At 72.0% G+C, this 26,880-nt stretch carries 25 protein-coding genes; 18 read left to right on the forward strand and 7 right to left on the reverse strand.

Annotated features, from left to right (window positions below; all coding sequences use genetic code 11):
* Positions 1 to 46: 46 nt before the first annotated feature.
* From ACNAYW_RS03185 to ACNAYW_RS03195, 3 genes are read left to right on the forward strand one after another with little or no spacing between them, the layout of a single operon-like run.
* Positions 47 to 1,099, forward strand: a complete 1,053-nt coding sequence (locus ACNAYW_RS03185; RefSeq protein ID WP_415848302.1) for a beta-keto acid cleavage family enzyme — start codon at positions 47 to 49, stop codon at positions 1,097 to 1,099.
* A 23-nt stretch (positions 1,100 to 1,122) separates the two neighbouring features.
* Complete coding sequence (locus tag ACNAYW_RS03190; RefSeq protein WP_415848303.1) at positions 1,123 to 2,460, forward strand: MFS transporter; 1,338 nt, start codon at positions 1,123 to 1,125, stop codon at positions 2,458 to 2,460.
* The gene (locus tag ACNAYW_RS03195) at positions 2,457 to 3,047 is read left to right on the forward strand and encodes an RBBP9/YdeN family alpha/beta hydrolase (protein WP_415848304.1); all 591 of its coding nucleotides are present in this window, start codon (positions 2,457 to 2,459) and stop codon (positions 3,045 to 3,047) included. Before ACNAYW_RS03190 ends, ACNAYW_RS03195 begins: the two co-directional genes overlap by 4 nt.
* Positions 3,048 to 3,141: 94 nt before the next feature.
* Here ACNAYW_RS03195 and ACNAYW_RS03200 read toward each other — a convergent pair whose 3' ends face one another.
* Positions 3,142 to 3,573, reverse strand: a complete 432-nt coding sequence (locus tag ACNAYW_RS03200) for a hypothetical protein (RefSeq protein WP_415848519.1) — start codon at positions 3,571 to 3,573, stop codon at positions 3,142 to 3,144.
* 76 nt (positions 3,574 to 3,649) lie between these two features.
* Here ACNAYW_RS03200 and ACNAYW_RS03205 point away from each other — a divergent pair, with 76 nt between their 5' ends.
* The 6 genes from ACNAYW_RS03205 (at position 3,650) to ACNAYW_RS03230 (ending at position 11,923) form a co-directional block, all read left to right on the forward strand.
* Positions 3,650 to 5,758, forward strand: coding sequence for a DEAD/DEAH box helicase (locus tag ACNAYW_RS03205; protein ID WP_415848305.1), 2,109 nt, complete (start codon positions 3,650 to 3,652; stop codon positions 5,756 to 5,758).
* A 96-nt stretch (positions 5,759 to 5,854) separates the two neighbouring features.
* Complete coding sequence (gene yajC / locus ACNAYW_RS03210) at positions 5,855 to 6,193, forward strand: preprotein translocase subunit YajC (protein ID WP_415848306.1); 339 nt, start codon at positions 5,855 to 5,857, stop codon at positions 6,191 to 6,193.
* A gap of 84 nt (positions 6,194 to 6,277) precedes the next feature.
* Positions 6,278 to 7,846, forward strand: a complete 1,569-nt coding sequence (gene secD / locus ACNAYW_RS03215; protein WP_415848307.1) for a protein translocase subunit SecD — start codon at positions 6,278 to 6,280, stop codon at positions 7,844 to 7,846.
* Entirely contained in the window at positions 7,843 to 8,979 is a 1,137-nt protein-coding gene (gene secF, locus ACNAYW_RS03220; protein WP_415848308.1) for a protein translocase subunit SecF, read from the forward strand. Before secD ends, secF begins: the two co-directional genes overlap by 4 nt.
* Positions 8,972 to 9,541, forward strand: coding sequence for an adenine phosphoribosyltransferase (locus ACNAYW_RS03225; protein WP_415848309.1), 570 nt, complete (start codon positions 8,972 to 8,974; stop codon positions 9,539 to 9,541). The genes secF and ACNAYW_RS03225 overlap by 8 nt, the downstream gene beginning before the upstream one ends.
* 39 nt (positions 9,542 to 9,580) lie before the next feature.
* Complete coding sequence (locus ACNAYW_RS03230; RefSeq protein WP_415848310.1) at positions 9,581 to 11,923, forward strand: RelA/SpoT family protein; 2,343 nt, start codon at positions 9,581 to 9,583, stop codon at positions 11,921 to 11,923.
* A gap of 96 nt (positions 11,924 to 12,019) precedes the next feature.
* Here ACNAYW_RS03230 and ACNAYW_RS03235 read toward each other — a convergent pair whose 3' ends face one another.
* Complete coding sequence (locus ACNAYW_RS03235) at positions 12,020 to 13,123, reverse strand: peptidylprolyl isomerase (protein ID WP_415848311.1); 1,104 nt, start codon at positions 13,121 to 13,123, stop codon at positions 12,020 to 12,022.
* A 108-nt stretch (positions 13,124 to 13,231) separates the two neighbouring features.
* Between ACNAYW_RS03235 and ACNAYW_RS03240 the strand changes: the two genes are divergently transcribed.
* From ACNAYW_RS03240 to ACNAYW_RS03270, 7 genes are read left to right on the forward strand one after another with little or no spacing between them, the layout of a single operon-like run.
* The gene (locus ACNAYW_RS03240) at positions 13,232 to 13,969 is read left to right on the forward strand and encodes an MBL fold metallo-hydrolase (protein WP_415848312.1); all 738 of its coding nucleotides are present in this window, start codon (positions 13,232 to 13,234) and stop codon (positions 13,967 to 13,969) included.
* Entirely contained in the window at positions 13,966 to 15,264 is a 1,299-nt protein-coding gene (gene hisS, locus ACNAYW_RS03245; protein ID WP_415848313.1) for a histidine--tRNA ligase, read from the forward strand. The genes ACNAYW_RS03240 and hisS overlap by 4 nt, the downstream gene beginning before the upstream one ends.
* A 5-nt stretch (positions 15,265 to 15,269) precedes the next feature.
* Entirely contained in the window at positions 15,270 to 15,962 is a 693-nt protein-coding gene (locus ACNAYW_RS03250) for a hypothetical protein (protein WP_415848314.1), read from the forward strand.
* A 54-nt stretch (positions 15,963 to 16,016) separates the two neighbouring features.
* A complete protein-coding gene (locus tag ACNAYW_RS03255; protein ID WP_415848315.1) occupies positions 16,017 to 17,057 on the forward strand; it encodes an Rv2578c family radical SAM protein in 1,041 nt (346 codons plus the stop codon).
* 33 nt (positions 17,058 to 17,090) lie between these two features.
* Positions 17,091 to 17,486 carry an ArsR/SmtB family transcription factor gene (locus ACNAYW_RS03260; RefSeq protein WP_415848316.1) on the forward strand — a complete coding sequence of 132 codons (396 nt, stop codon included), beginning with the start codon at positions 17,091 to 17,093 and terminating at the stop codon, positions 17,484 to 17,486.
* Positions 17,483 to 17,971, forward strand: a complete 489-nt coding sequence (locus tag ACNAYW_RS03265) for an SRPBCC family protein (RefSeq protein ID WP_415848317.1) — start codon at positions 17,483 to 17,485, stop codon at positions 17,969 to 17,971. Before ACNAYW_RS03260 ends, ACNAYW_RS03265 begins: the two co-directional genes overlap by 4 nt.
* Positions 17,972 to 18,017: 46 nt before the next feature.
* Entirely contained in the window at positions 18,018 to 19,172 is a 1,155-nt protein-coding gene (locus tag ACNAYW_RS03270) for a GTP-binding protein (protein ID WP_415848318.1), read from the forward strand.
* Here the strand turns inward: ACNAYW_RS03270 and ACNAYW_RS03275 are convergent.
* Together ACNAYW_RS03275 and ACNAYW_RS03280 are read right to left on the reverse strand one after the other, a co-directional pair.
* Positions 19,166 to 20,716 (reverse strand): glycerol-3-phosphate dehydrogenase/oxidase, encoded by a 1,551-nt coding sequence (locus ACNAYW_RS03275; protein WP_415848319.1) that lies wholly within the window; start codon positions 20,714 to 20,716, stop codon positions 19,166 to 19,168. The genes ACNAYW_RS03270 and ACNAYW_RS03275 overlap by 7 nt on opposite strands.
* A complete protein-coding gene (locus ACNAYW_RS03280) occupies positions 20,713 to 21,321 on the reverse strand; it encodes a TetR/AcrR family transcriptional regulator (protein WP_415848320.1) in 609 nt (202 codons plus the stop codon). The genes ACNAYW_RS03275 and ACNAYW_RS03280 overlap by 4 nt, the downstream gene beginning before the upstream one ends.
* 15 nt (positions 21,322 to 21,336) lie before the next feature.
* On the opposite strand from ACNAYW_RS03280, the gene ACNAYW_RS03285 reads away from it, so the two are divergent.
* Positions 21,337 to 22,926: an FAD-binding oxidoreductase gene (locus ACNAYW_RS03285; protein ID WP_415848321.1), complete on the forward strand. Its 1,590-nt coding sequence runs from the start codon at positions 21,337 to 21,339 to the stop codon at positions 22,924 to 22,926.
* Positions 22,923 to 23,804, forward strand: coding sequence for a diacylglycerol/lipid kinase family protein (locus ACNAYW_RS03290; RefSeq protein WP_415848322.1), 882 nt, complete (start codon positions 22,923 to 22,925; stop codon positions 23,802 to 23,804). The genes ACNAYW_RS03285 and ACNAYW_RS03290 overlap by 4 nt, the downstream gene beginning before the upstream one ends.
* 2 nt (positions 23,805 to 23,806) lie before the next feature.
* Here ACNAYW_RS03290 and ACNAYW_RS03295 read toward each other — a convergent pair whose 3' ends face one another.
* Genes ACNAYW_RS03295 through ypfJ form a run of 3 tightly spaced genes read right to left on the reverse strand, consistent with a single transcriptional unit; the run spans position 23,807 to position 26,854 of the window.
* Entirely contained in the window at positions 23,807 to 25,453 is a 1,647-nt protein-coding gene (locus tag ACNAYW_RS03295; protein WP_415848323.1) for a DUF885 domain-containing protein, read from the reverse strand.
* Positions 25,454 to 25,473: 20 nt separating this feature from the next.
* Positions 25,474 to 25,950: a hypothetical protein gene (locus tag ACNAYW_RS03300; RefSeq protein ID WP_415848324.1), complete on the reverse strand. Its 477-nt coding sequence runs from the start codon at positions 25,948 to 25,950 to the stop codon at positions 25,474 to 25,476.
* A gap of 4 nt (positions 25,951 to 25,954) precedes the next feature.
* Positions 25,955 to 26,854, reverse strand: coding sequence for a KPN_02809 family neutral zinc metallopeptidase (gene ypfJ / locus ACNAYW_RS03305; protein ID WP_458629825.1), 900 nt, complete (start codon positions 26,852 to 26,854; stop codon positions 25,955 to 25,957).
* Positions 26,855 to 26,880 lie beyond the last annotated feature (26 nt).

Below are 26,880 nucleotides of genomic sequence, written 5' to 3' on the forward strand. Positions count from 1 at the left end.
CCCCCCGAAACATTCCGCCCCACAACCATTCACGAGGAGAACCATCATGCACTTCCACGACGACGCCCTGTTCCCCGAGGTCCAGGAGAAGCAGGTCATCACCGTCGCGCCCTACGGCCCCGAATGGGAGCTCGACGACTTCCGCGAGGACCTGCCGCTCACCATGGAGCAGCACGTCCAGCAGGCCGTCGACTGCTACGAGGCCGGCGCCACCGTCCTGCACATCCACGTCCGCGAGGAGGACGGCCACGGCTCCAAGCGCCTGAGCAAGTTCAACGAGCTGCTCTCCGGCCTGCGCGAGGCCGTGCCGGACATGATCCTGCAGGTCGGCGGCTCGATCTCGTTCGCCCCCGAGGGCGACGGCGCCGACGCCAAGTGGCTCTCCGACGACACCCGGCACATGCTGGCCGAGCTCGACCCGAAGCCCGACCAGGTCACCATCGCCATCAACACCAGCCAGATGAACATCATGGAGCTGATGACCGACGACGACATCGCCGGCACCTCCATGCAGCGACCCGAGCTGTACGACACCTACCGGGAGATGACGGTGCCCGCCGGCCCCGAGTGGGTCGAGGAGCACCTGCGCCGCCTGACCGCCAACGGTATCCAGCCGCACTTCCAGCTCAGCTCGATCCCGCAGCTGGAGACCGTGGAGCGCCTGATCCGTCGCGGCAAGTACATGGGCCCGCTCAACCTCACCTGGGTCGGCATCGGCGGCGGCTTCGACGGCCCGAACCCGTACAACATCATGAACTTCATCAGCCGCGTGCCCGACGGCGCGATCCTCACCCTCGAGACCCTCATGCGCTCGGTGCTGCCCGTCAACACCATGGCCATCGCGATGGGCCTGCACACCCGCTGCGGCAACGAGGACACCATCTGGGGCCGGCCCGGAGAGAAGATCACGTCCGTCGACCAGGTCAAGCAGCTCGTGCGGATCAGCCACGAGCTCGGCCGCGACGTCGCCACCGGCAAGGAGGCCCGCGACATCTACCGGATCGGCGAGCAGTACGCCTCGGTCGACGAGACCCTCGCCAAGCTCGGCTACGCGCCCAATCGGCAGGCCGGCCAGCTCGGATTCACCCAGCACGCCTGAACGGATGAATGACAATGGCCCTCATGACCACCCGCACGGGTGACATCTCAGGCGCCGACGGTACGCCGGCGGGACCAGTGCGGTCCCGCCGGCGGATCTACCCGTGGGTCGTCTTCGCGCTCGCATTCGCACTTCTCCTCTCGGACTACATGTCCCGCCAGGTGCTCGCCGCGGTCTTCGTCCCGCTCGGACAGGAACTGCATCTCGACAAGGCCCAGCAGGGCTCGTTGATCTCGGTGGTGGCGCTCATGGTCGGCGTGCTGACGCTGCCCGTGTCGATCCTCGCCGACCGCCTCGGGCGCGTCCGCAGCCTCGTCGTCATGGCGGTGCTGTGGTCCGTCGCCACGCTGGCCTGCGCCTTCGCGCAGAACTACGAGCAGCTGCTCGCCGCCCGGTTCGTGGTCGGCGTCGGCGAGGCCGCGTACGGCAGCGTCGGAATCGCGCTGGTGCTCAGCCTGTTCGCGCCACGCGTGCACGCCGCGCTGTCGGCGTCCTTCATGGCCGGCGGCTCGTTCGGGACCATGGTCGGAACCGGTGTCGGCGGCCTCATCGCCGTCCACTTCGGCTGGCGCTGGTCGCTCGGAGCGATGGCGGTGCTCGGCCTGCTGCTGGTCGCCGTGTTCAAGTTCGTGGTCACCGAGGCCCGCGTCAAGCGGAACCAGGTCGACGAGGCCGGCGCGGCACCGTCGTGGGAGAACGCGGAGCCGATCCGCGTGGCCCGTGCCCCGCTGTCGAGCCTGTTCACGAACTCGCCGGTCGTGTGCGCCTACATCGGCAGCGGCCTGCAGATGTTCATGGCCGCGGTCATGCTGACCTGGTTGCCGACGTACTTCAAGGAGGCCTACCACCTCTCGGTCGACAAGGCGGGCGGCGCGGCGGCGATGTTCGTGCTGCTGGTGGGCTCCGGAATGATCGTGTGCGGTTTCCTCGCCGACCGGTACAGCCTGGGCGACGGGACGCGGAAGTGGACGGCGGGCATCGCCTACTGCGCGATCGCCTTCGTCGCCCTCATGATCGCCTTCCGGATGCCTACGGGCACTGCGCAACTGGTGCTGCTCGGTATCGGCGCGTTCTTCGCCGCGGGCAGCTCGGGGACGGCGGCCGCGATGGTCGCGTCCCTGACCCACCGCTCGGTGCAGGCCTCCGCGATGGGCACGCTCACGCTGGCGAACAACCTGCTCGGTCTCGCTCTGGCGCCGATCCTCATCGGCGCGCTCGCGGACCGGCTCGGCCTCCTGGGCGCGCTGCAGCTCGCCCCGCTCGTCTACGTCCCGGCGGTGCTGTTCATGGTCCTCGGCAAGCGGCTGCACCCGCGCGGTCTCGCCAAGCTGCAGGCCCTCGACGCGGAGCCGGCGCGGTGACCGGGCCCGTGCCCGTCATCGTGCCGGGCCTGCGGGGGAGCGCACCGTCGCACTGGCAGGAGCTGTACGCCGCCCGCACCGACGCGGCGGTCACGGTGCCCTTCCCGGCCGAGGCCGACCGGCACTCGATCGACGAGCGGACCCGGCTGGTGGGGGAGACCGTCGCGGCGGTCGACGGCCCGGTGGTCCTGGTGGCGCACAGCGCCGGCGTACTCGCCGCGGTGCGCTGGATCCGTTCCCTGCCCGACGGTGCGCCCGAGCTCGGCCGGGTGGTGGGCGCGGTGCTCGCGACGCCGCCCGACTTCGGGGTCGATTGGCCGGAACCGCACCCCCGGCCCGCGGAGCTGTCCGCGGCCGGGTGGGAGCCGATCCCGCGGCGGCGGTTGCCCTTCCCGTCGGTCGTCGCCGCCAGCCGGAACGACCCGCTGGCCCGGTACCGGGTGACCGCCGGCCTCGCCGAGGCGTGGGGGAGCAGGCTCGTCGACCTCGGCGACGCCGGGCACCTCAACCCGGCGTCGGGCTACGGCGACTGGCCGCTGATCGACGAGCTCGTCGCGGAGCTCGTCGCCGCCGGGAGCAGGTCGTGACGGAGGCGACGGTCGGCGCGCACCGGGACACGGGGATCCGATGCGGGACGGCGTCGCCGCGCTCGACCTCGGAGTGCAGGCGCGGGAACGGGCGTCACGCCAGGGCGGCCACACCGAGCGCGATCAGCAGCCCCACCTTGACCACCTCGAGGCCGATGTAGCCGAGATGGAGGTGGTTGCGGGGCATGCCGTCGGAGATGTCGTGTGTGGCGGCCGCGCCGATCACGCGCCGGTCGATGACGCGGCGCAGCACGACGCAGCCCACGAGGTCCGCCGCCGCGAGGGCCAGGAGGGCGACGGTGGCGGTGCGGTGCGGCCCCACGGCGAGCGCGATCGCGATGCCGAGGGCGAGCACCGATTCGCACGCGTTGAGCGCGCGGAACACCAGCCGCCCGATGCCCACGCCGAGCGGGACGGTGATTCCGGGCGCGCGGAACTTGATCGGCGCCTCGAGGAACGAGATCGCCAGGATCATTCCGAGCCAGACGAAGGTCAGCGCTGCGGCGACGGGGTTCACGACTCCGATGCTAGGACCGCCGTGGGGGCGCGTGTCGGTGGGTCCGTCTAGCCTCGGGGTGCAACCGATCAGGGGAGTCTCGGCGATGACGGAACGACAGCTCACGGGAGAACGGGCGGACCGCGCCCGGCGGGTGATCGAGGCGCTCGCGGGGCCCGGGGCCGCGCTGCGCGCGGATCAGGAGACCGCGGTCGCCGCGCTGCTCGAACCGGCGGCGCGCGTGCTGGTGGTGCAGGCCACGGGCTGGGGCAAGTCCGCGGTGTACTGGGTGGCCACCGCGCTGCGGCGGGCCGAGGGGGCCGGCCCCGCTCTCATCGTCTCGCCGCTGCTCTCGCTGATGCGTGACCAGGTGGCCGCCGCGGAGCGCGCGGGCCTGCGGGCGGCCACGCTGAACTCGTCGAACTTCGAGGAGTGGAACACGATCGAGGCCGCGCTGGCCGCGGGCGAGGTCGACGTGCTGCTGGTCTCGCCCGAACGGCTCGCCAACCCCTCCTTCGGGCGGCGCGTCCTGGACGCGCTCGAGGGCTCCCTCGGGCTGCTGGTGATCGACGAGGCGCACGCCGTCTCGGACTGGGGACACGACTTCCGGCCCGACTACCGCCGCGTCTCCGATGTGCTCACCCGGCTGCACCCGCAGACGCCGGTGCTGGCGACCACCGCGACCGCGAACGCCCGCGTCACCGACGACGTCGCCGCCCAACTCGGTGACGCGACGCTGGTGCTGCGCGGCCCGCTGGCGCGCCGGTCGCTGCAGCTCAACGTGCTGCCGGCCCTGGCGCCGATCACCCGGTACGCCTGGGTCGCGCGCCACCTGCCGGACCTCCCCGGTTCCGGCATCGTCTACGCCCTGACGGTGGCCGACGCCGAACGCCTCGTCGACGGGATCCGCGCCGTGCACGGCCCCGGGTACCCGGTGGCCGCCTACACCGGCAAGCTCGATCCGGACACCCGCGCCCGCCTCGAGGACGCCCTGCGCGCGAACGAGATCAAGGCCCTCGTCGCCACCTCTGCGCTCGGGATGGGCTTCGACAAGCCCGACCTCGGATTCGTCGTGCACGTCGGCTCGCCGCCCTCGCCGGTCTCGTACTACCAGCAGGTCGGCCGTGCCGGCCGCGCCATCGACCACGCCGTCGTCGCACTGCTGCCCTCGGAGTCCGACGCCGGCGTGTGGGACTACTTCGCCACCGCCACCATCCCGGACCCGCAACAGATGGACCGCGTCCTCGCGGCCCTCGCGGACGACGAGACGGGCGGCGGGCAGTCGGCGATCGCCCTCGAGGCCGCCACCGGCATCCGGCGGACCCGGATCGACCTGATGCTCAAGCAACTCGCCGTCGACGGTGCGGTGGAACGCGTCGAGGGCGGGTACCGCGCCACGGGCGCGCCCTGGCACTACGACGGCGCGCACTACGACGGGATCGTGGCCACCCGTCGGCGCGAGGCGGACATCATGCGCGCCTACACCCGCGGCGAGCGCTGTCTCATGCAGCTGCTCACGGAGTCGCTCGACGATCCCGAGGCCGCACCGTGCGGCCGCTGCTCGGTGTGTCTCGGGCACGTGCCCGACGGCCTCGGCGAGCCGGTCCCTCCGGACACCGCGCGGGCCGTCGCGGGCGCACTGCGGTCGCAGAGTCAGGTGCTCGAGCCGCGCAAGATGTGGCCCGGGGGCGCCGCCGGCCGCAAGGGCCGGATCCAGCCGGACCTCGCGGCCGAGCCCGGCCGGGTGCTCGTGTTCGCGGACGCCCCGGAATGGACGGGCACCGTCGGATCCGCGCGCGCCGGCGATCCACAGGCGATCGCCGACCTCGGGGACGCCGCGGTCGCCGCGTTGTCGCGGTGGCGCGATCAGTGGCGCGCCCGGCCCGAGGTGGTCGCCTCCTTGCAGCTGACCGACCGGGCGAGCCCCGTCGAACCCGTCGCCGACCGCATCGCCGAGGTGGGGCGGCTGGACCGCGTGACCCTGCCGGTGCCCCGCGGTCCGGCGCCCGGCCGCGACGCCTCCGGCGCGCAGGAGGCCGCGCACTGGCTCGACGCGATCGACGCCGGTCCCGCCGCCGAGGCCGTCCGCGGCAGGTCGGTGCTGCTGGTCGTCGACGAGTCCGGCACGGGCTGGGCCGTGACCGTCGCCGCGGCCCGGTTGCGGGAGGCGGGGGCGGCCGTGGTGTTGCCGCTGGTGGTGCACCGTCCCGCCTGACCCGCGCGAGATGTGGAACACTGGAACACCGAGTGCTGCCTAAGACCTGGGCGGCGAGGCCGCGGAGCGCCCCCGGCCACACCACCGAGGAGAAACATGCCGAACCTGATCCTGCCCCTGCTGCTCGTCCTGATGCTCGTCTTCATGTTCTTCCAGTTCCGGAAGCAGAAGAAGCAGATGAACGAGACCATGGAGATGCAGGCCGCCCTCACCGTGGGCACCAAGGTCATGACCAGCACGGGCCTGTACGGCACGGTCGTCGGCCTCGGCGAGGACACCATCGACCTGGAGATCGCGCCCGGCATCACCACGACCTGGGTGCGCCGCGCGATCGCCAAGGTGCTGACCCCGGAGGAGCTCGACGCCCCGTCGATCGAGTCCATCACCGAGGACGCGGACCCGATCGACCTGGACAAGCGCTCCGAGGACCGCTGACCCGCATCACCGTCACCACTTCAGCGAACGTCTCCGGCGGGCTCCGCCGGAGGCGTTCTCCACGCCGAGGAGTCGTAACCGCCCGTGGCCAGGAAAACATCGAGTAGCGACCGCACCGAGTCGCGGCTCCTCATCGCCTTCGGGCTGATCTTGCTCGTGGTCTTCGGACTGGTGTTCTTCACCGGTGACCGCGAGCCCACGCCCAAGCTCGGCATCGACCTGCAGGGCGGCACCTCCGTCGTGCTCCAGGCCGTCACGCCGGACGGGAAAGCCCCCGAAGCGGACAAGATGGAGCAGGCGCGCGACATCATCAACAAGCGCGTCAACGGTCTCGGCGTCTCCGGCTCGGAGGTCAAGATCAGCGGGCGGAACCTGGTGATCACGGTGCCCGGATCCGACGGTGACCAGGCCCGGACCCTCGGCCAGACGGCCCAGCTCAAGGTGCGCCCGGTGCTCGCCACGCAGGCCGCCCCCACGGTCAACACGCCCGCGCCCGACCTGACCGATCCGGCGGCCGCGAAGAAGGCGATCGACGAGGCGCGCGCCACGCGGCAGTCGACCGATCCCGCCGTGCAGAAGAAGGCCATCGAGTCCCTCAACTGCAACGCCCCGTCGGATCCGCTGGCCGGCAACGACGACCCGGCGAAGCCCCTGATCACCTGCGATCGCCCCGACGAGCGGAAGGCGGGACAGCCGAGCGCCGTCTACACGCTGGGCCCGGCGATCATCGACGGCCAGTCGATCAAGAACGCCTCCTCGGGCATCCCGCAGAACCAGGTCCAGTACGTCGTGACCCTCGAGTTCACCGGCGAGGCCTCGCGCGTGTGGGCGGACTTCACCGCGAAGAACGTCGGCAAGCAGGCCGCCTTCGTGCTCGACTCGCAGGTCATCACCGCGCCCAACATCAACGGCCCCATCACCGGCGGCCAGACCCAGATCACCGGCGACTTCAACCAGCAGACCGCCGGCGACCTGGCGGGCGTGCTCAAGTACGGCTCGCTGCCGCTGTCCTTCAAGCCGGGTACCGCACAGACCGTGAGCGCGACGCTCGGCTTCGAGTCCCTCAAGGCGGGCCTCATCGCCGGCGCGATCGGCCTGTTCCTCGTGCTCATCTACGCGCTGGCCTACTACCGCGCGCTCGGCGTGCTGGTCGCGCTGTCGCTGGCGCTGTCGGTCGCCCTGCTCTACGGCCTGCTCGTGCTGCTGGGCCGGTGGATCGGCTACTCGCTCGACCTGGCCGGCATCGCCGGCATCATCATCGGCATCGGCATGACCGCCGACTCGTTCGTCGTCTACTTCGAGCGCATCAAGGACGAGATCAGAGAGGGCCGCAGTTTCCGCTCCGCGGTGCCGCGCGGCTGGGCCAGCGCCCGCCGCACCATCTGGACCGGCAACGCCGTCTCGCTGCTCTCCGCCGTCGTGCTGTACGTGCTGGCCGTGGGCGACGTCCAGGGGTTCGCGTTCACGCTCGGCCTGTCGACCATCCTCGACGTCGTCATCGTCTTCCTCGTGACGCACCCGCTCGTGTACTTCGCGTCGAAGACCGAGTTCTTCGCCAAGCCGTCGATGAACGGCCTCGGCGCCGTGGCCGCCATCGGCCGTGAGCGCAAGCGCGCCGCAGCTACCACCGGGACCGGGGAGGCGTCCGCATGACCGACACCAGCATCGAGAGCGAGAAGAAGGCCTCCTTCTTCACCAAGCTCTACACCGGTACGGGCGCCTTCGACATCGTCGGCAAGCGCAACCGCTACTACATCGCGACCGGCGTCATCATCGTGATCGCCATCCTGGGCATCCTGATCCCCGGCTTCAAGTTCAGCATCGACTTCGAGGGCGGCACGCAGATCTCGTTCCCCGTGGGGAGCGCCCAGGTCGACACCGCCAAGGTGCGCGAGACGGTGCGCGAGGCGACGGGCGTCGAGCCCTCGGCCGTGCAGACCGCGGGAACCGGCGCGGCGCAGACCTACCAGGTGGCGCTGTCCGAGCTCAGCAACAACCAGATCACGCAGGCGCGTGACGCCCTGTTCGAGACCTTCCACCCGCCCGCGCAGGACGGGAAGCCGGCCGAGAACACCATCAGCTTCTCGGGGGTGAGCTCCACCTGGGGCGACCAGATCACGCAGCGCGGCCTCCTGGCGCTCGCGGTCTTCCTGGTCCTGGTCACGGTGTACATCGCGGTCCGCTTCCGCGAGTGGGACATGGCGCTCGCCGCGCTCGCGTCGCTGTTCTTCGACGTGGTGGTCACCGCGGGCGTGTACGCGTGGTCCGGCTTCGAGGTCAGCCCGGCGACGGTGATCGGCCTGCTCACGATCCTCGGCTTCTCGCTCTACGACACGGTCGTCGTCTTCGACAAGGTCGAGGAGAACGTGCGCGGCGTGCTCAACACCAGCAGGCGCACCTACGCCGAACAGGCGAACCTCGCGATCAACCAGACGCTCATGCGCTCGATCAACACCACGGTGATCTCGGCGCTCCCGATCATCGCCCTGATGGTGGTCGCCGCGGGCCTGCTGGGCGTGGGCACGCTCATGGACCTGGGCCTGATCCAGCTGGTGGGCGTCGTGGTCGGCACCTACTCGTCGGTCTTCTTCGCCGCGCCGCTGCTGGTCACGCTCAAGGAGCGGCGCCCGCAGTACAAGGCGCACAACGAGAAGGTGCGCTCGCGCCGGGCCCGCGCGGAGGCGGGGGAGGCCGCCGATGCGGTGGCCGCGACGGACGCGGGTGCGGTGCACCTCGACAAGGCGCCCGCCCGCCCGCAGACCAAGCGCAGCCGTCGTCGTGACTGACGCGGCCCGCGCGGCGGTCGCCGCGCACACGCGGCACGTCGCCGGGTTCCCGGAGCCGGGCGTCGTCTTCGCCGACCTCACGCCCGTCTTCGCCGACGGTGCCGCCCTCGCGGCGGTCATCGACGCGCTCGCCGCGGCCGGCCGCGAATCCGGCCGGCCGGACGGGGCCGGCACCGTCGACCTGGTGGCCGGGCTGGACGCCCGCGGCTTCCTGCTGGGCTCCGGCGTGGCGCTGCGCCTCGGCGTGGGCACCCTCGCGGTGCGCAAGGCGGGCAAGCTGCCGCCGCCCGTGCTGCGCGAGGAGTACCAGCTCGAATACGGTTCCGCCGCACTGGAGATCCCGGCCGAGGGCATCGCGCTGGAGGGCAAGCGGATCCTCATCGTCGACGACGTTCTCGCCACCGGCGGAACCGTCTCGGCGGCCGTGGCCCTGCTGCAGCGCGCGGGCGCGATCGTCGACCGGGTGTCGGTGGTCCTCGAGCTCGGGGCGCTCGGCGGACGGGCGCGTCTGCAGGAAATGACCGGCGGTGCCATCGCGGTCTCGGCGATCTCGGTAGGCTGAATCCCTAGTCCAGTCACGTCGTCCGGGCGGGGAGGCACCATGTCGCTGCAGTCTCAGGGGTCCGACGCCGCGCGCACACCCGCCGGGGCGGGGCCGCAGGGCCCGCCCAACCTGGAGACCACGGGGTCGACGACGCGCCGGGTGCGGGCGCGCCTGGCCCGCCGGATGACGGGCACGCGCAACCACGTGCGGCCGGTGCTCGAGCCCCTGGTGGCGCTCCACCGCGAGGTGTACCCCAAGGCCGACGTCGCGCTCATCGAGCGCGCCTACGACGTGGCGGAGCAGCGGCACGCCAGCCAGATGCGCAAGTCGGGCGACCCGTACATCACGCATCCGCTGGCGGTGGCGACGATCCTCGCCGAGCTCGGCATGGACACCACGACGCTGGTCGCGGCGCTGCTGCACGACACGGTCGAGGACACGGGGTACAGCCTCGAGCAGCTCACCGCCGAGTTCGGCCCCGAGGTGGCGCACCTCGTGGACGGCGTCACCAAGCTCGACAAGGTGGCCCTCGGCAGCGCGGCCGAGGCGGAGACCATCCGCAAGATGATCATCGCGATGGCCCGCGACCCGCGCGTGCTGGTCATCAAGGTCGCCGACCGCCTGCACAACATGCGCACCATGCGCTTCCTGCCGCCCGAGAAGCAGGCCCGCAAGGCCCGCGAGACCCTCGAGGTGATCGCGCCGCTGGCGCACCGTCTGGGCATGGCGACGGTGAAGTGGGAGCTGGAGGACCTGGCCTTCGCCATTCTGCACCCGAAGAAGTACGACGAGATCGTGCGGCTGGTGGCCGACCGCGCACCGTCGCGCGACACGTACCTCGCCTCCGTGCGGGCCGAGATCAACGGCGCCCTGGCCGCTCAGCGGATCGTCGCCGACGTGCAGGGCCGGCCCAAGCACTACTGGTCGATCTACCAGAAGATGATCGTCAAGGGCCGGGACTTCGACGACATCCACGACCTGGTCGGCGTGCGGATCCTGTGCGACGAGGTGCGGGACTGCTACGCCGCCGTCGGCACCGTGCACTCCCTGTGGCAGCCGATGGCGGGCCGGTTCAAGGACTACATCGCGCAGCCGCGGTACGGCGTGTACCAGTCACTGCACACGACGGTGATCGGCCCGGAGGGCAAGCCGCTCGAGGTGCAGATCCGTACGCGCGAGATGCACCGGACCGCCGAGTTCGGCATCGCCGCGCACTGGCGCTACAAGGAGACGAAGGGACGCGCCGGCGGCGGCGCGAAGGGCTCCGACCTGGCCGAGGTCGACGACATGGCGTGGATGCGCCAGCTGCTCGACTGGCAGCGGGAGGCGGCGGACCCGGGGGAGTTCCTGGAGTCGCTCCGCTACGACCTCGCGGTCAAGGAGATCTTCGTCTTCACGCCGAAGGGCGATGTGATCACGCTGCCGGCGGGCAGCACCCCGGTGGACTTCGCCTACGCCGTGCACACCGAGGTGGGGCACCGCTGCATCGGTGCCCGCGTGAACGGCCGGCTCGTGGCGCTCGAGCGCAAGCTGGAGAACGGCGAGGTCGTCGAGGTATTCACGAGCAAGGCCGAGAACGCCGGCCCGTCCCGCGACTGGCAGTCCTTCGTGGTCTCCCCGCGCGCCAAGGCCAAGATCCGGCAGTGGTTCGCCAAGGAGCGCCGCGAGGAGGCGCTGGAGAACGGCCGGGACGCGATCGCCAAGGAGGTGCGCCGTTCGGGCCTCCCGCTGCAACGCCTGACGAACGCGGAGTCAATGGCGGGCATCGCCAAGGAACTGCGCTACGCGGACGTCTCAGCGCTGTACACGGCCGTGGGCGAGCACCAGGTGTCCGCGCACACGGTGGTGCAGCGGATGCTGGAGCAGTTGGGCGGCATCGAGGAGGCGACGGAGGAGCTGGCCGAGCGCAGCACCCCGTCGACGATCTCCGGCCCGACCGCCACGACCGACGTCGGCGTGCTCGTCACCGGACAGCCGGGCGTGCTGGCGAAGCTCGCCAAGTGCTGCACCCCGGTGCCGGGCGACGAGATCGTCGGGTTCGTCACCCGCGGCGGCGGCGTGAGCGTGCACCGCACCGATTGCACCAACGTCGCCGAGCTCCGCAAGGAGCCGGAGCGCTTCCTGGACGTGAAGTGGGCACCGTCGGCGTCGTCGGTCTTCCTGGTCGCGATCCAGGTGGAGGCGCTCGACCGGCACCGTCTGCTCTCCGACGTGACGAAGGTGCTCGCCGACGAGAAGGTGAACATCCTCTCGGCGTCGGTGACCACGTCGCGCGACCGGGTCGCGGTGTCGCGCTTCACCTTCGAGATGGGCGACCCGAAACACCTCGGGCACGTGCTCAACGTGGTGCGCAACGTGGAGGGCGTCTACGACGTCTACCGCGTGACCTCCGCGCAGTAGCCGCGACCCGCCCGGCCGCGTCACCCGACCGCGGCGCTCGGCCACCCGGAACGAAGGAAGGCCCCCGCCGGAGCGGGGGCCTTCCTCGTGCGCCGGCTACGGGCCGGCGAGCGCCATGGTGGTGATGTTCACGGGCTCCTTGGGCTTGCCGTCGGTGACGGGCTTGTCGCCCGGCTTCGGCGCGGGGTCGCCGTCCTTGGGGGCGATGCCCTTCTTCGCGATCATCTGCAGCACGGTCAGTCCGGCGTCGTCCATCTGGCCGATCACGGCGTAGTTGGCGGGCAGCGTCGTCTCCTTGTACACCAGGAAGAACTGGCTCGAGCCGGTGTTGCTGGTCGCGGGCTGGCCCGTCATCGGGTTGGCCTCGCTGTTCGCGTTGGCGACGGCGATCGTGCCGGCCGGGTACACCACGTTCTGGGCCGTCTGCATCGGGTTCGCGGCCGCGCCCGACTCCTTGAGGAAGGTGGGCTTCTCGTCGGGGGAGGTCCAGCTCGGGCCGCCGCTGCCGGTGCCGGTCGGGTCACCGCACTGGAGCACGAACAGGTCGGAGGTCCCGGCCTTGGGGTCCGCCGTGTTGGCGACCTCGCGATGGCAGGGCGTGCCGTCGAAGTACTTCGCCTCGATCAGCCGGAGGAAGGTCTGCACGTTGCACGGCGCCTTCGAGCGGTCGAGCTCGAAGCCGATGGCGCCGGCGTTGGTGGTGATGGTGCCCTTCGCGGTGCCGGTGTTCGGGACGTCCGTGCCATCGGGCTTGGTGACGCCCTTGTTCTTGGCGGTCAGCTTGTCCAGCGCGGGCAGCGACTTCTCCGCCTCGACGATCTGCTTCTCGACGGTGTCGATCTGCTCCTGCGCGGTCTTCTGCTGGTCGGCGGGCATCTTGGCCATGCCGGCCTTCTGCTGCGCGATCTGTCCTCGTGCCTTCGTGATGTTCTCGCGCAGCGCGGTCGCCTGATCCGGGCGATCGGTGAAGTCGCAGTTCACGTGGAGCGACTTGTACCGGTCCTCGGCGCCGACCCGGAGCGGGGCGCGGGGGCCCTGCGGGAGCCAGATGTAACAGCCGGCGGCGACGAGCGCGACCACGACGACGCCGGCGACGGCACCCGCCTTGATCTTGCGCTTGCGCGCGTCGGCCTCACGCCGCTCGTTCTGCTTCGCCAGCTTCTCGCGGGCTGCCTGGCGGCGCTCTTCATTGCTCGGCACGGTGTGACGACCTCCTCATTACCGACATCCGGCGGGCACAACTGATCGCCAAGTCTGCCAGCTAAACCTGAGCGACGCCGTCACCGGGTCTGGTGCCACAATGGTCGGATGCTGATCACCGGATTCCCCGCGGGGGTGTTCCAGACCAATTGCTACGTCGTGGCGACGGGTCCGGGCGCCGACGCCGTCGTCATCGACCCCGGTCAGGACGCCGTCGAGCCCCTCAAGCAGCTGCTGGCCGAGCATCGCCTGAACCCGGTCGCGGTCCTGCTTACGCACGGTCACCTCGACCACACGTGGACCGCGCAGCCCTTCGCCGACGAGTACGGCATCCCGGTCCACATCCACGAGGGCGACCGCCCGATGCTCGCGGACCCCGCCGTCGGGATCGGCGCCGCGCTCGGTGCGATGATCGGCGACCAGGTCTTCGTGGAGCCGGAGAAGGTCATCGACCTCGTCGACAGCGAGCCCGTCACCCTCGCCGGGATCACCTTCGGCGTCGACCACGCGCCCGGCCACTCCGCGGGCTCGATCGTCTTCACCGTCGAGGCGCCCGCGGTCGACGGTGCCGGTGCCCCGGTCGAGGGCGAGACCGTTACGGTCGCCTTCGACGGCGACGTGCTGTTCCAGGGCTCGATCGGCCGGACCGACCTCCCGGGCGGCAGCCACGAACAGTTGCTGGGCTCGATCGCCGCGAAGCTGCTGCCCCTGCGGGACGACACGGTCGTCCTGCCCGGGCACGGCCCGGCCACCACCATCGGGCGGGAGCGGGCGTCGAACCCGTTCCTGCAGGGGCTCACGGGTACTGAGACACCCGCCGAGCGGAAAGGACGATTCGGACTGTGAGCGCCGGTAGCTTCCAGGCTCCCAAGGGCATTCCCGACTACATCCCGGTGCCGTCGGGGGAGAAGAACAGCTCCGCCGACTTCCTCGCCGTGCGCACCGCGCTGCTGCGGGCGACCGCCGAGGCGGGGTACGGCTACATCGAGCTGCCGATCTTCGAGGACACCACGCTCTTCGCGCGCGGCGTCGGCGAGTCGACGGACGTGGTCGCGAAGGAGATGTACACCTTCGCCGACCGCGGCGACCGCTCGGTCACGCTGCGCCCCGAGGGCACCGCGGGCGTCGTCCGCGCGGTACTCCAGCACGGCCTCGACCGCGGCCAGTTGCCGGTGAAGGCCGCCTACGCGGGCCCGTTCTTCCGGTACGAGCGTCCGCAGGAGGGCCGCTACCGGCAGCTGCAGCAGGTCGGCATGGAGGCGATCGGCGTCGACGACCCGGCGCTGGACGCCGAGGTGATCGCCGTGGCGGACCGCGCCTACCGCAGCGTCGGTCTCGACGGCTTCCGGCTGGAGGTCTCGAGCCTCGGCGACGCGACGTGCCGCCCGCAGTACCGCGAGAAGCTGCAGGAGTTCCTGTTCGCGCTGGACCTCGACGAGGAGACCCGCCGGCGCGCGGAGATCAACCCGCTGCGCGTGCTCGACGACAAGCGGCCGGAGGTCAAGGCGATGACGGCCGACGCGCCGCTCATGATCGACAACCTCACGCCGGAGCCGAAGGAGCACTTCGAGAAGGTGCTGGGGTACCTCGACGCGATGGGCGTGCCCTACGTCGTGAACCCGCGCCTGGTCCGCGGCCTCGACTACTACACGAAGACGTGTTTCGAGTTCGTCCACGACGGCCTCGGCGCGCAGTCGGGCATCGGCGGCGGCGGCCGGTACGACGGCCTCGTCGAGCAGCTCGGCGGCCGCGAGGGCGTCACCGGCGTCGGCTTCGGCCTGGGCGTCGACCGCACGCTCCTCGCCCTCGCCGCGGAGGGCAAGCGCGCCCCGGCGGCACCCCGCGTCGTGGCCTTCGGGGTACCCCTCGGCGACGCCGCGCGCGATGCGATGGTGCCGCTCCTGGGCCGCCTGCGGCGGGCGGGCGTCGCCTCCGACATGGCCTACGGCAACCGCGCCATGAAGGGTGCGATGAAGGCCGCGGACCGCTCGGGTGCCCGATTCGCCCTGATCCTGGGGGATTCGGAGCTCGATCAGGGCGTCGTGATGGTCAAGGATCTGGCGAAGGGTGAGCAGCGGGCCCTCCCGATCGATACCGTCGTGGACGTGATCGTGACCGAGAGCTCCGAGAGCGCAGGGTAGCCCGCGTGTCGTCCAGCCCCGCCGAGCCCGGCGCCCGCGACCCGCGGGAGCTGAGCGCGGAGGACGCCGTCGATGTCGACCTGATCCCGCCCCGCGTGGTGCTGCCGAAGGTGCGGCGCGCAGTGGCCGTGGGGCTCCTGGTGACCGTCGTGGTCGCGGTGATCGTGCTGATCCTCGCCGGGCCGGTGTGGGGCACCGCCGTCCTCGTTGCGGGCGCCGCGCCGGGGTTCGGCGGCTACCTCGGCGTCGCGCGGCGGCGGGTCGTGCTCGACCACCGGGTGCTCACCCGGCGGACGCTGCGCACGCAGCGGGTGAACCTCATGGACGCCGACGAGGTCGACCTGGTCGCCGAGGTGGCGCGGCTCGCCCAGGTCTCGCTGCGGATCCGGCACGGCAGGACGACGGTGCGCCTGCCGGTCGCCCTGTACGAGGGGCCCGCCCGCGGCCGGGTGCGTGGCCGCGAGCTGCCGATGCTGGGCACGCGCCGCCTCGCGGAGGCACTGGACCGCAACCGTCGCGCCGACGTGCGCGACATCGGGCGCGTGCTCGCCGAACAGTCGCGCGCGCAGGCCTCGTCGACGCCGATGCGCGACCGCCCGCTGTTCCGCGCGGCGGGGATCGCGCGCGAGGTCGGTGGCGCCGAGGAGCTGGTGTTCACGGCCGACGAAGTGGACGAGATCGCCCGGCCGCCCTGGTAGACGCGCGGTGTTCGAACGCTTGACTGCACTCGAACGAGATGTTCGAATAGCGGTGTGCGATGGGACGGTCAGCTACTCGGTGATGCCGGCTCGGGCGTGCGTGCGCTGCCCGGCCTCGAGGGCGTGGGGCGCACGGTCACGACGCCGGAGTTCGAGGGCATCACCTTTCACGAAGTCCTCTGCAAGAGCGCGTTGAACAAGCTGCCCGAGTCCTCGGCGATGCCCTTCTCGTGGACCGTCAACCCGTATCGGGGGTGCACCCACGCGTGCACCTACTGCTTCGCGCGGTCGAGCCACGAGTACCTCGACTTCGACGCGGGGGGCGACTTCGACTCGCAGATCGTGGTGAAGACGAACCTCGTCTCCGTGCTCAAGAAGGAGCTGCGGCGGACGTCCTGGCGGGGGGAGCCCGTCGCGCTCGGCACCAACACCGACCCGTATCAGCGTGCGGAGGGGCGGTACCGGCTGATGCCAGGCGTGATCGGGGCGCTGGCGGGCGCGGGCTCGCCGATCTCGATCCTCACCAAGGGAACTCTCCTGCGGCGCGACCTTCCGCTGCTCACGACCGCCGCCACGCGCGTGCCGGTGCAGTTGTCGGTGTCGCTGGCGCTGCTCGACCCGGAGTTGCAGCGCTCGCTCGAACCGGGGACGCCGAAGCCCGAGGCGCGCCTGGAGCTGATCCGCGCCATCGCCGAGGCGGGCTTCGACTGTCACGTCATGGTCGCGCCGGTCGTGCCCTACCTCACCGACGACGCCGCCTCGCTCCGCGCGCTGATCGCCGCGCTCGCGGACGCGGGGGCCGCGAGCGCGTCGGTCATGGCGCTGAACCTGACGGGGCGGTACCGGGACTGGTTCCTCGGCTGGCTGTCGGAGAACCATCCGATGCTGGTGCGTCGCTACCGCCAGTTGTACGGCTCCACCGGCCGCGTCTCGGCCGACTACCGGACGCACCTGCGGGCCCGCGTCACACCGATGCTCGAGGAGTTCGGGCTGCTGCGTCTCGAGGATCCGTATGCGAGCCCGCCGCAGCGCGCCCCGAGGGCCCCGCTGGTTTCCGGCTCCGCCGCGCCGGACCTGCAGGAGTCGCTCTTCTAGACAAATGCGTAACCGATGCGTTACGTTGTTGGTGTGAGCGTCTTCGCTGCGATCGCCGACCCGGTCCGTCGCCGGATCGTGGTCCTCCTGAGCGGCGCTCCGATGACGGCGGGGCAGATCGCCGCCGAGTTCGACATCAGCCGGCCGGCCGTCAGTCGTCACCTGCGGGTGCTCCGCGACGCGGGCGTCGTCGAGGGCGGACCGTCGGGCGGGGACGGCCGGGAGCGCTCGTACGCGCTGCGGCTCGCCGCGCTCGACGAGGTGGACGACTGGCTCGCCCGGGTGCGCGGCCCCGGACGGCTCGCCGGCCTGCTCGCCTCGCCCGCGCTGGACACCGAGGTGCGCCGCGCGCGGCGCGACAACGCGCGGCCGTCCGGCGGCACGGGCGGGATCGGGATCGACGGAACACACGAACGGGGAACGGCATGACGAAGCAGGCGACGGGACGCGTGGAATCCGCCGACGGCGGGCGCGACCTGATACTCGAGCGGTACTTCGATGCGGGCGTCGACGACGTCTGGGCCTCGATCACCGAGCCGGACCGCACCGCACGGTGGTTCGGCGGCTGGACGGGGGAGCCCGGCGTCGGGTCCGTCGTGCGGGTGACCATGGGCTTCGAGGAGGGTGCGCCGGTGATGCCGATGACCATCACCGCGTGCGAACCGCCCCGAAGGCTCGGGGTGCACGCCAAGGACGAGTACGGCGAGTGGAACCTCGAGGCGCTCGTCGAGCGCGACGGTGCCCGCACCCGGCTGACCTTCGTGCATCATCTCGACGCCGCGGCGAACGCCGCCGAGGTCGGGCCGGGGTGGGAGTACTACCTCGACGCGCTCGTCGCCGCCGAGAACGGCGACGCCGCACCGGATTTCGCCGACTACTTCCCGGCGATGTCGGCGCACTACGGCGGCGCCTGACGACCCACCGGTCACACCACTAATGGAAATGATTACTATTAGTGGCATGACCGCCCCAGCCCCACTGCCCGTGACCGTCCTCTCCGGCTTCCTCGGCGCCGGCAAGACCACGCTGCTCAACCACCTCCTGACGAACCGCGACGGCCTGCGCATCGCCGTGATCGTCAACGACATGAGCGAGGTCAACGTCGACGCCGCGCTGGTCGACCTCGGCGGCTTCGACCGCACCGAGGAGAAGCTCGTCGAGCTCAGCAACGGGTGCATCTGCTGCACCCTGCGCGAGGACCTCGTCGACGCCGTCGGCGCGATCGCGCGGCAGCGCACGCCCGAGGGGGAGCCGCGTTTCGATCATCTCGTCATCGAGTCCACGGGCATCTCCGAGCCGATGCCCGTGGCCGCGACCTTCGACTGGACCTTCGAGGACGGCAGCCGCCTCGGCGACCTCGCCGCGCTGGACACGATGGTCACGGTCGTCGACGCCAGCACCTTCCTCGGCGAGATCGCGCGCGGCACCAGCCTCGCGCAGCGCGGGCTCGGCGCGGCGGAAGGGGACGAGCGGTCCATCGCCGATCTGCTCATCGATCAGGTCGAATTCGCCGACGTCGTGCTGATCAGCAAGCTGGACCTCGTCTCCGCGGCGGCCGGGGGCGCCGTGGAGGCCACCGTGCGCCGGCTCAACCCGCGGGCCCGGGTGCATGCGCTCCCGCGGGGCGAGATCGCGGTCGCCGAGGTGATCGGCACCGGCCTGTTCGACCACGACGCCGCGTCCTCGGTCGCCGGCTGGGACGACGAGGTGATCGGCGGGCACACGCCGGAGACGGAGGAGTACGGCATCTCGTCGACGACGTACCGGTCCGACCGCCCGTTCCACCCCCAGCGGCTCCTCGAGGCGCTGTCGGAGGTCCGCGCGGTGCTGCGCAGCAAGGGCTTCTGCTGGATCGCCAGCCGTCCCGACCTCGTGGGGGTGTGGTCGCAGGCCGGGCCGAACCTCACCATCGAGCCGGCCGCGTACTGGTCGCAGGTCGACGGTGCGCCGCAGCAGGAGCTGGCCTTCATCGGCGTCCGGCTCGACGCCGAGCGGATGCGCGCCCTGCTCGACGGTGCGCTGCTCACCGACGACGAGGTCGCCGAGGGCCCCGCCGCGTGGGTCGAGTACCCGGACCGCCTACCGGCGTGGAACGTTCCGGCGCACCGTCACTGAGTCACGAGGGCGGCCTGCGCGGCACCCGCGGCGGCCTCGGCCACCTCCGGGATCAGCGACAGGCGCGTGCGCCGCTCGAGCAGGTCGGCCTCGGTGATCGCGCCCTCGACGAGCGCGCCGAAGACCAGCTCCGCGCCGGTGACCTCGGTGCCCGCGGCGACCGGTGCGGCGAGCGCCGGGTCCGCAGCGCCGAGCGCGAGCACCGCGGGCGCCTCGGTGCCGAACGCGCGGACCAGCCGCTCCGGGGCGTCGACGCGCCGCAGCGCGTCCCGCGGGGCGGCGCCCACCAGGGGGAGTTCGCGCGTGACGCAGGGGTCGGCCGGCAGGCCCGACGCGGCCAGCGCGGCGTCGACCGCGTCCTCCGCCATCCGCCGGTACGTCGTGAGCTTGCCGCCGACGACCGTCACCAGGCCGTCGCCGCGGGTGAGCACCGCGTGCTTGCGGGAGACGTCCGCCGTCGCGCCGCCGCCGGAATCGAGCAGCGGGCGCAGGCCGGCGAACGTGCCCACCACGTCGTCGCGGGTCAGCGGCGTGCCGAGGGCCAGGCTCACCGTCGTGAGCAGGAAGTCGATCTCGTGGTCCGAGGGCACCGGAACGTCGGGGAGCGGGCCGTCGGCCTCCTCGTCGGTGAGGCCCACGTAGACCCGCCCGTCCGGCTGCGGCAGCGCGAAGACGTACCGCCCGAACGCGCCGGGGACGGGCACCGTCAGGCCGGCAGTGAGGCTGCCGAAGGTCTCCTGCCGGAAGACGAGATGCGTTCCGCGGCTGGGCCGCAACGAGACCGCAGGGTCGACCGTGCCCGACCACACCCCGGTCGCGTTGATCACGGCCTTCGCCCGGACGGTCAGCGAGGCGCCGGTGAGCTTGTCGGTGACGGTCGCCGCGGTGCCCGTGACCTGGGAGGCGGCGCAGTGGGTGAGGATCTTCGCGCCGTGGCCCGCCGCGGTGCGGGCGATGCCCACGGTCAGCCGGGCGTCGTCGGTGAGCTGTCCGTCCCAGTTGAGGAGGCCGCCGCGCAGGCCCGCGCGCCGCACGGTGGGGGCCATGGCGATGACCTCTGCCGCGGAGATCCGGCGCGAGCGGGCGAGCTCGGACGACGGGGTGCGGGCGGCGAGCCGCAGCGCGTCGCCCGCGAGGAAGCCGACGCGGGTGAGCGCGGCGTCGCGGCGCCGGACGTCGCTCAACAGCGGCACGACCTGCGGCAGCGGGCGGGTGAGGTGCGGCGCGATCACGCGGATCAGCGCGTCGCGCTCCACGGCGCTCTCGTAGGCGATGCCCACGGCGCCCGAGGCGAGGTAGCGCAGGCCGCCGTGCACCAGCTTCGACGACCAACGGCTGGTGCCGAAGGCGAGGTCGTACTTCTCCACGAGCGCGACGCGCAGCCCGCGGCTCGCCGCGTCGAGCGCGACGCCCGTGCCCGTGACGCCACCGCCGATGACCAGCACGTCGACCGACGAGTCCGCGGACAGCGCGGCGAGATCCGCTGCGCGGCGGGCCGCCGAGAGGCGGGTGGCGGGGTCGACGGTCCCGAGGGCGGCGGTCACGGCGCGAGGTACCGGTCGATGAGGTCGAACAGCTGCGCGTCGAGCAGGTCGGCGGACTCGGTGAAGACGGGTCCGGTGAGCGCGGACGACCAGGCGAGCTGCAGGACGACCGCGGCGTGCTCGGCGGGCTCGCCGCTCCGGATGCTGCCGTCGGCCTGGCCCGCGGCGATCCCGCCGGTGATGGCCTCGAGCTGCGCGCGCGAAGTGCGGCCGGTGCGGTGCAGCAGGTAGGGCATGAGGAACTCGGGGTCGAGTTCGACGATGCGGCGCAGCAGGGGATGGGAGCGCGCCGCGGCGGTCACGTGCACGACGGTGCGCGCGACGGTCTCGCGGCCGGTGGCACCGTCGAACAGGCCCATCGACGAGAGGGCGGCGACGAACTCGCGGGTGGTGACCGCGGCCGCCAGGGCCTGCACGTTCGGGTAACGCCGGTAGAGCGTGGCGCGGGAGACCTGCGCGGTGCGGGCGACGTCCGCCATCGTCGTGCGGCGGATACCGATGGTGGCCATCAGATCCCGCGCGGCGTCGAGGATCAGCTCGTCGTCGACGGCGTTGGCCGGGCCGCGGGGGGACGACCCCCGGGGATTGAGATCCTGCGACATCATGTGTACAAATGTATCATGACTTCGTCCGAGGTGGATCTGCCCGTCGTCGCCTTCGAGCCCGGCCGCTGGGGGGATCCCGCGAACCCCATGCACCTGTCCGATTCGGTGCTCGGCGCCCTCACGATGCTGGGCATCGAGGGCGGCCCGGGGGAGCCCGAACAGCCCTTCCTCCTGCCGTCGCGCGTCTCCGGCCGGGCCCTCGCGGCGCTGCAGAAGACCGGTGTGACGGTCGCCACCGACGACGCTACCCGGCTCGGCCATCTTCGCGGCTTCTCCACGCCGGACCTGCTCAAGTACCGCGCCGGCGACACCTCCGACGCCCCCGACGCGGTGGTCGTGCCGGCCACCGCGGAACAGGTCGCCGACGTGCTGGCCGTGTGCGCCGCGAAGGACCTCACGCTCAGCCCGTTCGCCGGCGGCACCTCCGTCACGGGCGGCCTCGCGCCCGAGCGGACCCGACCCGTCGTCGCGCTGGACCTGCGCGGCCTCACCGGGTTGATCGCGCTCGACGCCGTGTCGCAGATCGCCACACTGGCCGCCGGCACCCGACTGCCCGAGGCGGAGCGCCTCCTCGCCGAGCAGGGCTACGAACTCGGTCACTTCCCGCAGTCCTACGAGGGCGCCACCGTCGGCGGGTGCGCCGTCACCCGCTCCGCCGGGCAGTCGTCCATCGGCTACGGCCGATTCGACGAGATGGTCGTCGGGCTCACCGTCGCCACGCCGCAGGGCGTCGCCGAGATCGGCACGGCCCCCAAGTCCGCCGCCGGGCCCGACCTGCGGCAGCTGTTCCTCGGCTCCGAGGGGGCCTTCGGCGTGGTCACCGCCGTCCGCGTCCGGGTGCACCCCGTCCCGACGGTCCGCCGGTTCTACGGCTGGCGGTTCCCCGACTTCGCGGCCGGCGCGACCGCGATGCGCGTCCTCGCCCAGAGCTCCGTCCGGCCGACGGTGCTGCGCCTGTCGGACGAGGCCGAGACGGGCCTCAACCTCGCGAACCCCGGCGCGGCGGGCCAGGCCGCCGTCGGCGGCTGCCTCATGATCGTCGGCTTCGAGGGCGATGAGCCCGACGTCGACTGCCGCGACGGCTACGTCTCCGCTCGCCTCATCGAGCTGGGCGGGGAGTTCCTCGGTGCGGAGCCGGGTGAGGCCTGGCGGGCCGGGCGCTTCCGCGGCCCGTACCTGCGGGACCCGCTGCTCGACGCGGGCGCGCTGGTCGAGACGCTCGAGACCGTGACCTTCTGGTCGAACGTCGAGCGGCTCAAGGCCGACGTGACCGCCGCGCTCACCGCGGCGCTCGGCGAGCAGGGCACCCCCGCCGTGGTCCTGTGCCACATCTCGCACGTCTACCCGACGGGCGCCTCGCTCTACTTCACCGTGATCGCGAAGGCCCTGCCCGACCCGCTGGCCCAGTGGGGCGCCGCGAAGACCGCCGCCAACGCCGCGATCCGCGCCGCGGGCGCGTCCATCACCCATCACCACGCCGTGGGCACCGATCATCGCGCCACCTACCTGGAGGAGATCGGCGACGTGCAGGTGACCGCGCTGCGCGCGGTCAAGGACGCCCTCGACCCGCAGGGCGTGCTCAACCCCGGGATCCTGCTCCCGTGACCGCCACCGACGTCATCGCCGTCCTCAACCCGATCTCCGGCGGCGGGGTCGCGCGCACCCGGTGGGCCGCCGTCGCCGAGGAGCTCGCCCGTCGGGACGTCTCCACCGACGTCATCGAGTCCACGTCGGGCACCGACGCCCGCCGGCGCGCGGAGGTAGCCGCGGCGTCCGGCGCGCTCACCGTCGCGGTCGGCGGGGACGGCCAGATCCGCGAGGTCGCCAGCGGCGTGCTCCGCGTGCCGGGAGCGCCGATGGGCATCGTCACCGCCGGCCGCGGCAACGACATGGCCCGCCACCTGCGGATCCCCGACGAGCCGTCCGCGATCGCCGACGTGCTCACCGACGGCCTGCGCAAGGACCTCGACGTACTCACGGTCGGCGACGAGATCGCCGTGGGCAACGTCTACGTCGGCCTCGACTCCGTGGCGACGGAACTCATCAACAGGCTGCGCTGGATGGGGCCGCTCGCGTACCGGCTCGCGCCGGCGATCGCCGCGCTCCGCTGGAAGCCCGCCGCCTTCCGGATCGAGGTCGACGGTGCCGTCCACGAGGGCCCGGTGCACATGGTCGTCATCGGCAACTCCGGCTGGTACGGCAGCGGCCTGCACATGGTGCCGGCCGCCGCGGCCGACAGCGGCCGCATCGACGTGCTCGCGGTCGACGGCGCCGGGAACAAGCTCAAGCTCATCAGCGCCATGGGGGAGGCGAAGACGGGGGCCCACGTCGCGCGGGCGGAGGCCCTGACCTTCAGCGGCCAGGAGGTGCGCGTGAGCGCCGACCGTCCCATCCCCGTCCACGCCGACGGCGACTACCTGCAGGAACTCCCCGTCACCGTCGGGATCCGCAGGGCCGTGCTCCCGGTGCTCGTGCCGCGCTGACCTCAGACGATCGCGTCGCGCAGGGTGTCCAGGCCCATGCCGCCCAGCGCCAGCGCGTCGCGGTGGAAGTCCTTGAGCGTGGATCCGGGGTGGGCGGCGAGGTAGGCGTCGCGGGTCTGCTCCCACACCCGTTGCCCGACCGAGTACGACGGCGCCTGCCCCGGCCAGCCCAGGTAGCGGTGGTACTCGAAGCGCAGCTGCTCGTCGGACATCGCGACGTGCGAGCGGAGGAACGCCCAGCCCTTGTCGTAGGTCCAATCGCCGCCGCCGACCTCCGCGGGCGCCTCGAAACCGCAGTGCACGCCGATGTCGAGGACCACGCGCGCGGCGCGCAGCCGCTGCGAGTCGAGCATGCCCATGAGGTCGCCGTCGTCGTCGAGGAAGCCCAGGTCGCGCATGAGTCGCTCGGCGTAGAGGGCCCAACCCTCGCCGTGGCCGGAGACGAACGAGGCCAACTGGCGGAAGACGTTGAGCGGCGCGATCACCGACTGCCCGATCTGCAAGTGATGCCCGGGGACGCCCTCGTGGTAGACGGTGGTCTTCTCCTGCCAGGTGTGGAACTCGGTCACGCCGTCCGGCACCGACCACCACATGGCTCCGGCGCGGGACAGGTCGGCGGACGGCCCCGTGTAGTAGATCCCGCCCGAGTTGCTCGGCGCGATCCTGCAGTCGAGCCGGTGCAGCTCCTCGGGGATGTCGAAGTGGGTCCCGGCCAGGGCGGCGACGGCCTCGTCGGAGGTGCGCTGCATCCAGTCCCGCAGCGCGTCGGTGCCGTGGATCGTGTACCGCGGCTCGGTGTCCAGCCGCGCGAGGGCCTCGGCCACCGTCGCGCCCGGGTACAGGCGATGCGCGACCTGCTGCTGTTCGGCGACGATGCCGGCCAGCAGTTCCTGCCCCCAGGCGTAGGTCTCCTCCAGGTCGACGGTCGCGCCCAGGTACAGCCGCGAGTACAGCGGGTACACCTCGCGCCCCACGCCCAGGCCGCCCGGTTCGTCGAGCGCCTTGGCGGCCGGCAGGACCTCCGTCTCGAGCACGTCCGCGTATCCGGCGAAGGCGGTCCGCACGCGGTCCCGCAGGTTCGACGGTGCCTCCCCGCCCAGCCGGTCGGCGTTCGCCGCGACCTGGTCGCCGGCCGTGCGCGCCTGCGCCAGCATCTCCCGGACCTGCAGCTGCGCGAAGGGCCAGGCACCGTCGGCGAGCCGTGCCCGCAGCCCCTCCACCGCGGAGTCGACGGCGGACGGCACGGCCTCCAGACGCGCGGTCAGCACGGCGACCTCGTCCGGCGTGCCCGACGGGGTGAGGTCGAAGACGTCGCGGATGTCCTGCATCGGCGAGGCGATCACGTTCAGCTCGCCGACGGTGCGGCCCGCGTCATGGATCGCGCCGTGCACGCCCAGCCGCTCGCGCAGGGTCGCGGCGGTGACACGGTCGGCGTCGCTCTCCTCGGTCAGCGCGTCGAGCTGCGCCAGCGTCTCCCGCCCGACGGCGGCCCTCGCCTCCAGCCCGGCGGGGGAGAAGTCCGTGAGCTCGTGGTTGAACTCCGTGATCCCCGCGTGCGTGGCGAGGATCGGGTCGCTCGCAGCGATGCGCAGGGCGAGCGTGTTCGCGAGCTGGTCGATGGGGGTGTTCGCAGCGGCGGCGTCCGACATGCGACCAGGCTATGCCGGGCCTACAGTCCGCGCGCGGTCCGGCCCGGCTTCTTCCAGGTCGCCGCGTTGGTCGCGGCCACGCCGAGCGCGGCGATCAGGACGAGGAGCCAGAATCCGGTCGCGCCCCAGTGGTGGTGATGGGCCAGCTCGTAGGTCTCCTTGAGCGCGATCAGCGCGGCGCCGCAGGCCACGATCATCCACGCGCGGGCGACGGCGAAGAAGCGCGCGAGCCGCGTCATCTGCGCGGCGTCGAGGCGCTCGCCGAGCGTGTTCAGGAACGCGGACTGACGTCGCCGGGTGAGGTACATCGCGACCGGCGGCACCAGCCACCACCAGCGCGACAGGTGCGACGGGGGCGCGGTGCTGCGGATGACCTCGCCGATGCCGCTCAGCTCGGTCGCCTCCGCCTCCAGCTCCAGCCGCGCCTGGATCAGCGGTCCCGCGACGAGCAACCATCCGCCGAAGTACGCGGCCCAGCGGATCAGCGTTTCGAGCACCGGATCAGATGGTGCCGCTGAAGGTGTCGCACTGTGCGGGGGCCCCGGTCCGGTAGCCCTGGGTGAACCACTTCACGCGCTGCGCGGACGTGCCGTGCGAGAACGACTCCGGGTTGACGTTGCGGCCGGCGTTGCGCTGGATCGTGTCGTCGCCGATCGCCTGCGCTGTGGTGATCGCCCCGGAGATGTCCTCCTGCGTCAGCGGCTTGAGCAGGGCGTCCTCACCCTTGTCGGCGTGCGCCGCCCAGACCCCCGCGTAGCAGTCCGCCTGCAGCTCGACGCGCACCGAACCGCCCTGCGCGCCCCGGCCCTGCTGGGACTTGTTGATGTCTCCGAGCAGGGTCTGCACGTGGTGGCCGAACTCGTGGGCCACGATGTACTCCTGCGAGAACGGGGCGTTCGTGCCACCCATCTTCTTGATCACGCGATCCATGAAGTCCAGCTGGAACACCGCGACCTGATCGCTCGGGCAGTAGAACGGGCCGGTGTCGGCGCCCGCGACGCCGCAGGCGGTGTTGATCGACTGCGCGTCCGAAGGCATGATCTTCGTCCCGCCGCGCGGCGGCTGGTAGCCGCGCAGCACGGTCGGCCACACCTTGTCCAGCGATATCGTGGTGGCCTTGATTCGGCACGTGGTGTTCTTGTTCGCGTCGGCGCCCGTCTTGCACGCGGCGAGATCGCGATTCACCTGTTCCTGCCCGGCAGAGATGCCTTGACCGGAGCCTTGTCCCTGCTGGGACTGCTGAGGAACACCGCCGGTGCTGCCGGTGAGGAAGTAGATGATGAGGCCGATCACGATCGTGCCGATGCCGCCACCACCGATCACCATTCCGCGGCCGAGGCCGCCACCGCCGCCCGCGCTGATGTTGCCACCGCCGAGCTCGCTGTCATCCCGAAAGGTCATGCGCACAGCATTCCATGACAGCGGTG

The sequence above is a fragment of the Tsukamurella ocularis genome, from assembly GCF_965138335.1.
Lineage (GTDB): Bacteria > Actinomycetota > Actinomycetes > Mycobacteriales > Mycobacteriaceae > Tsukamurella > Tsukamurella ocularis_A.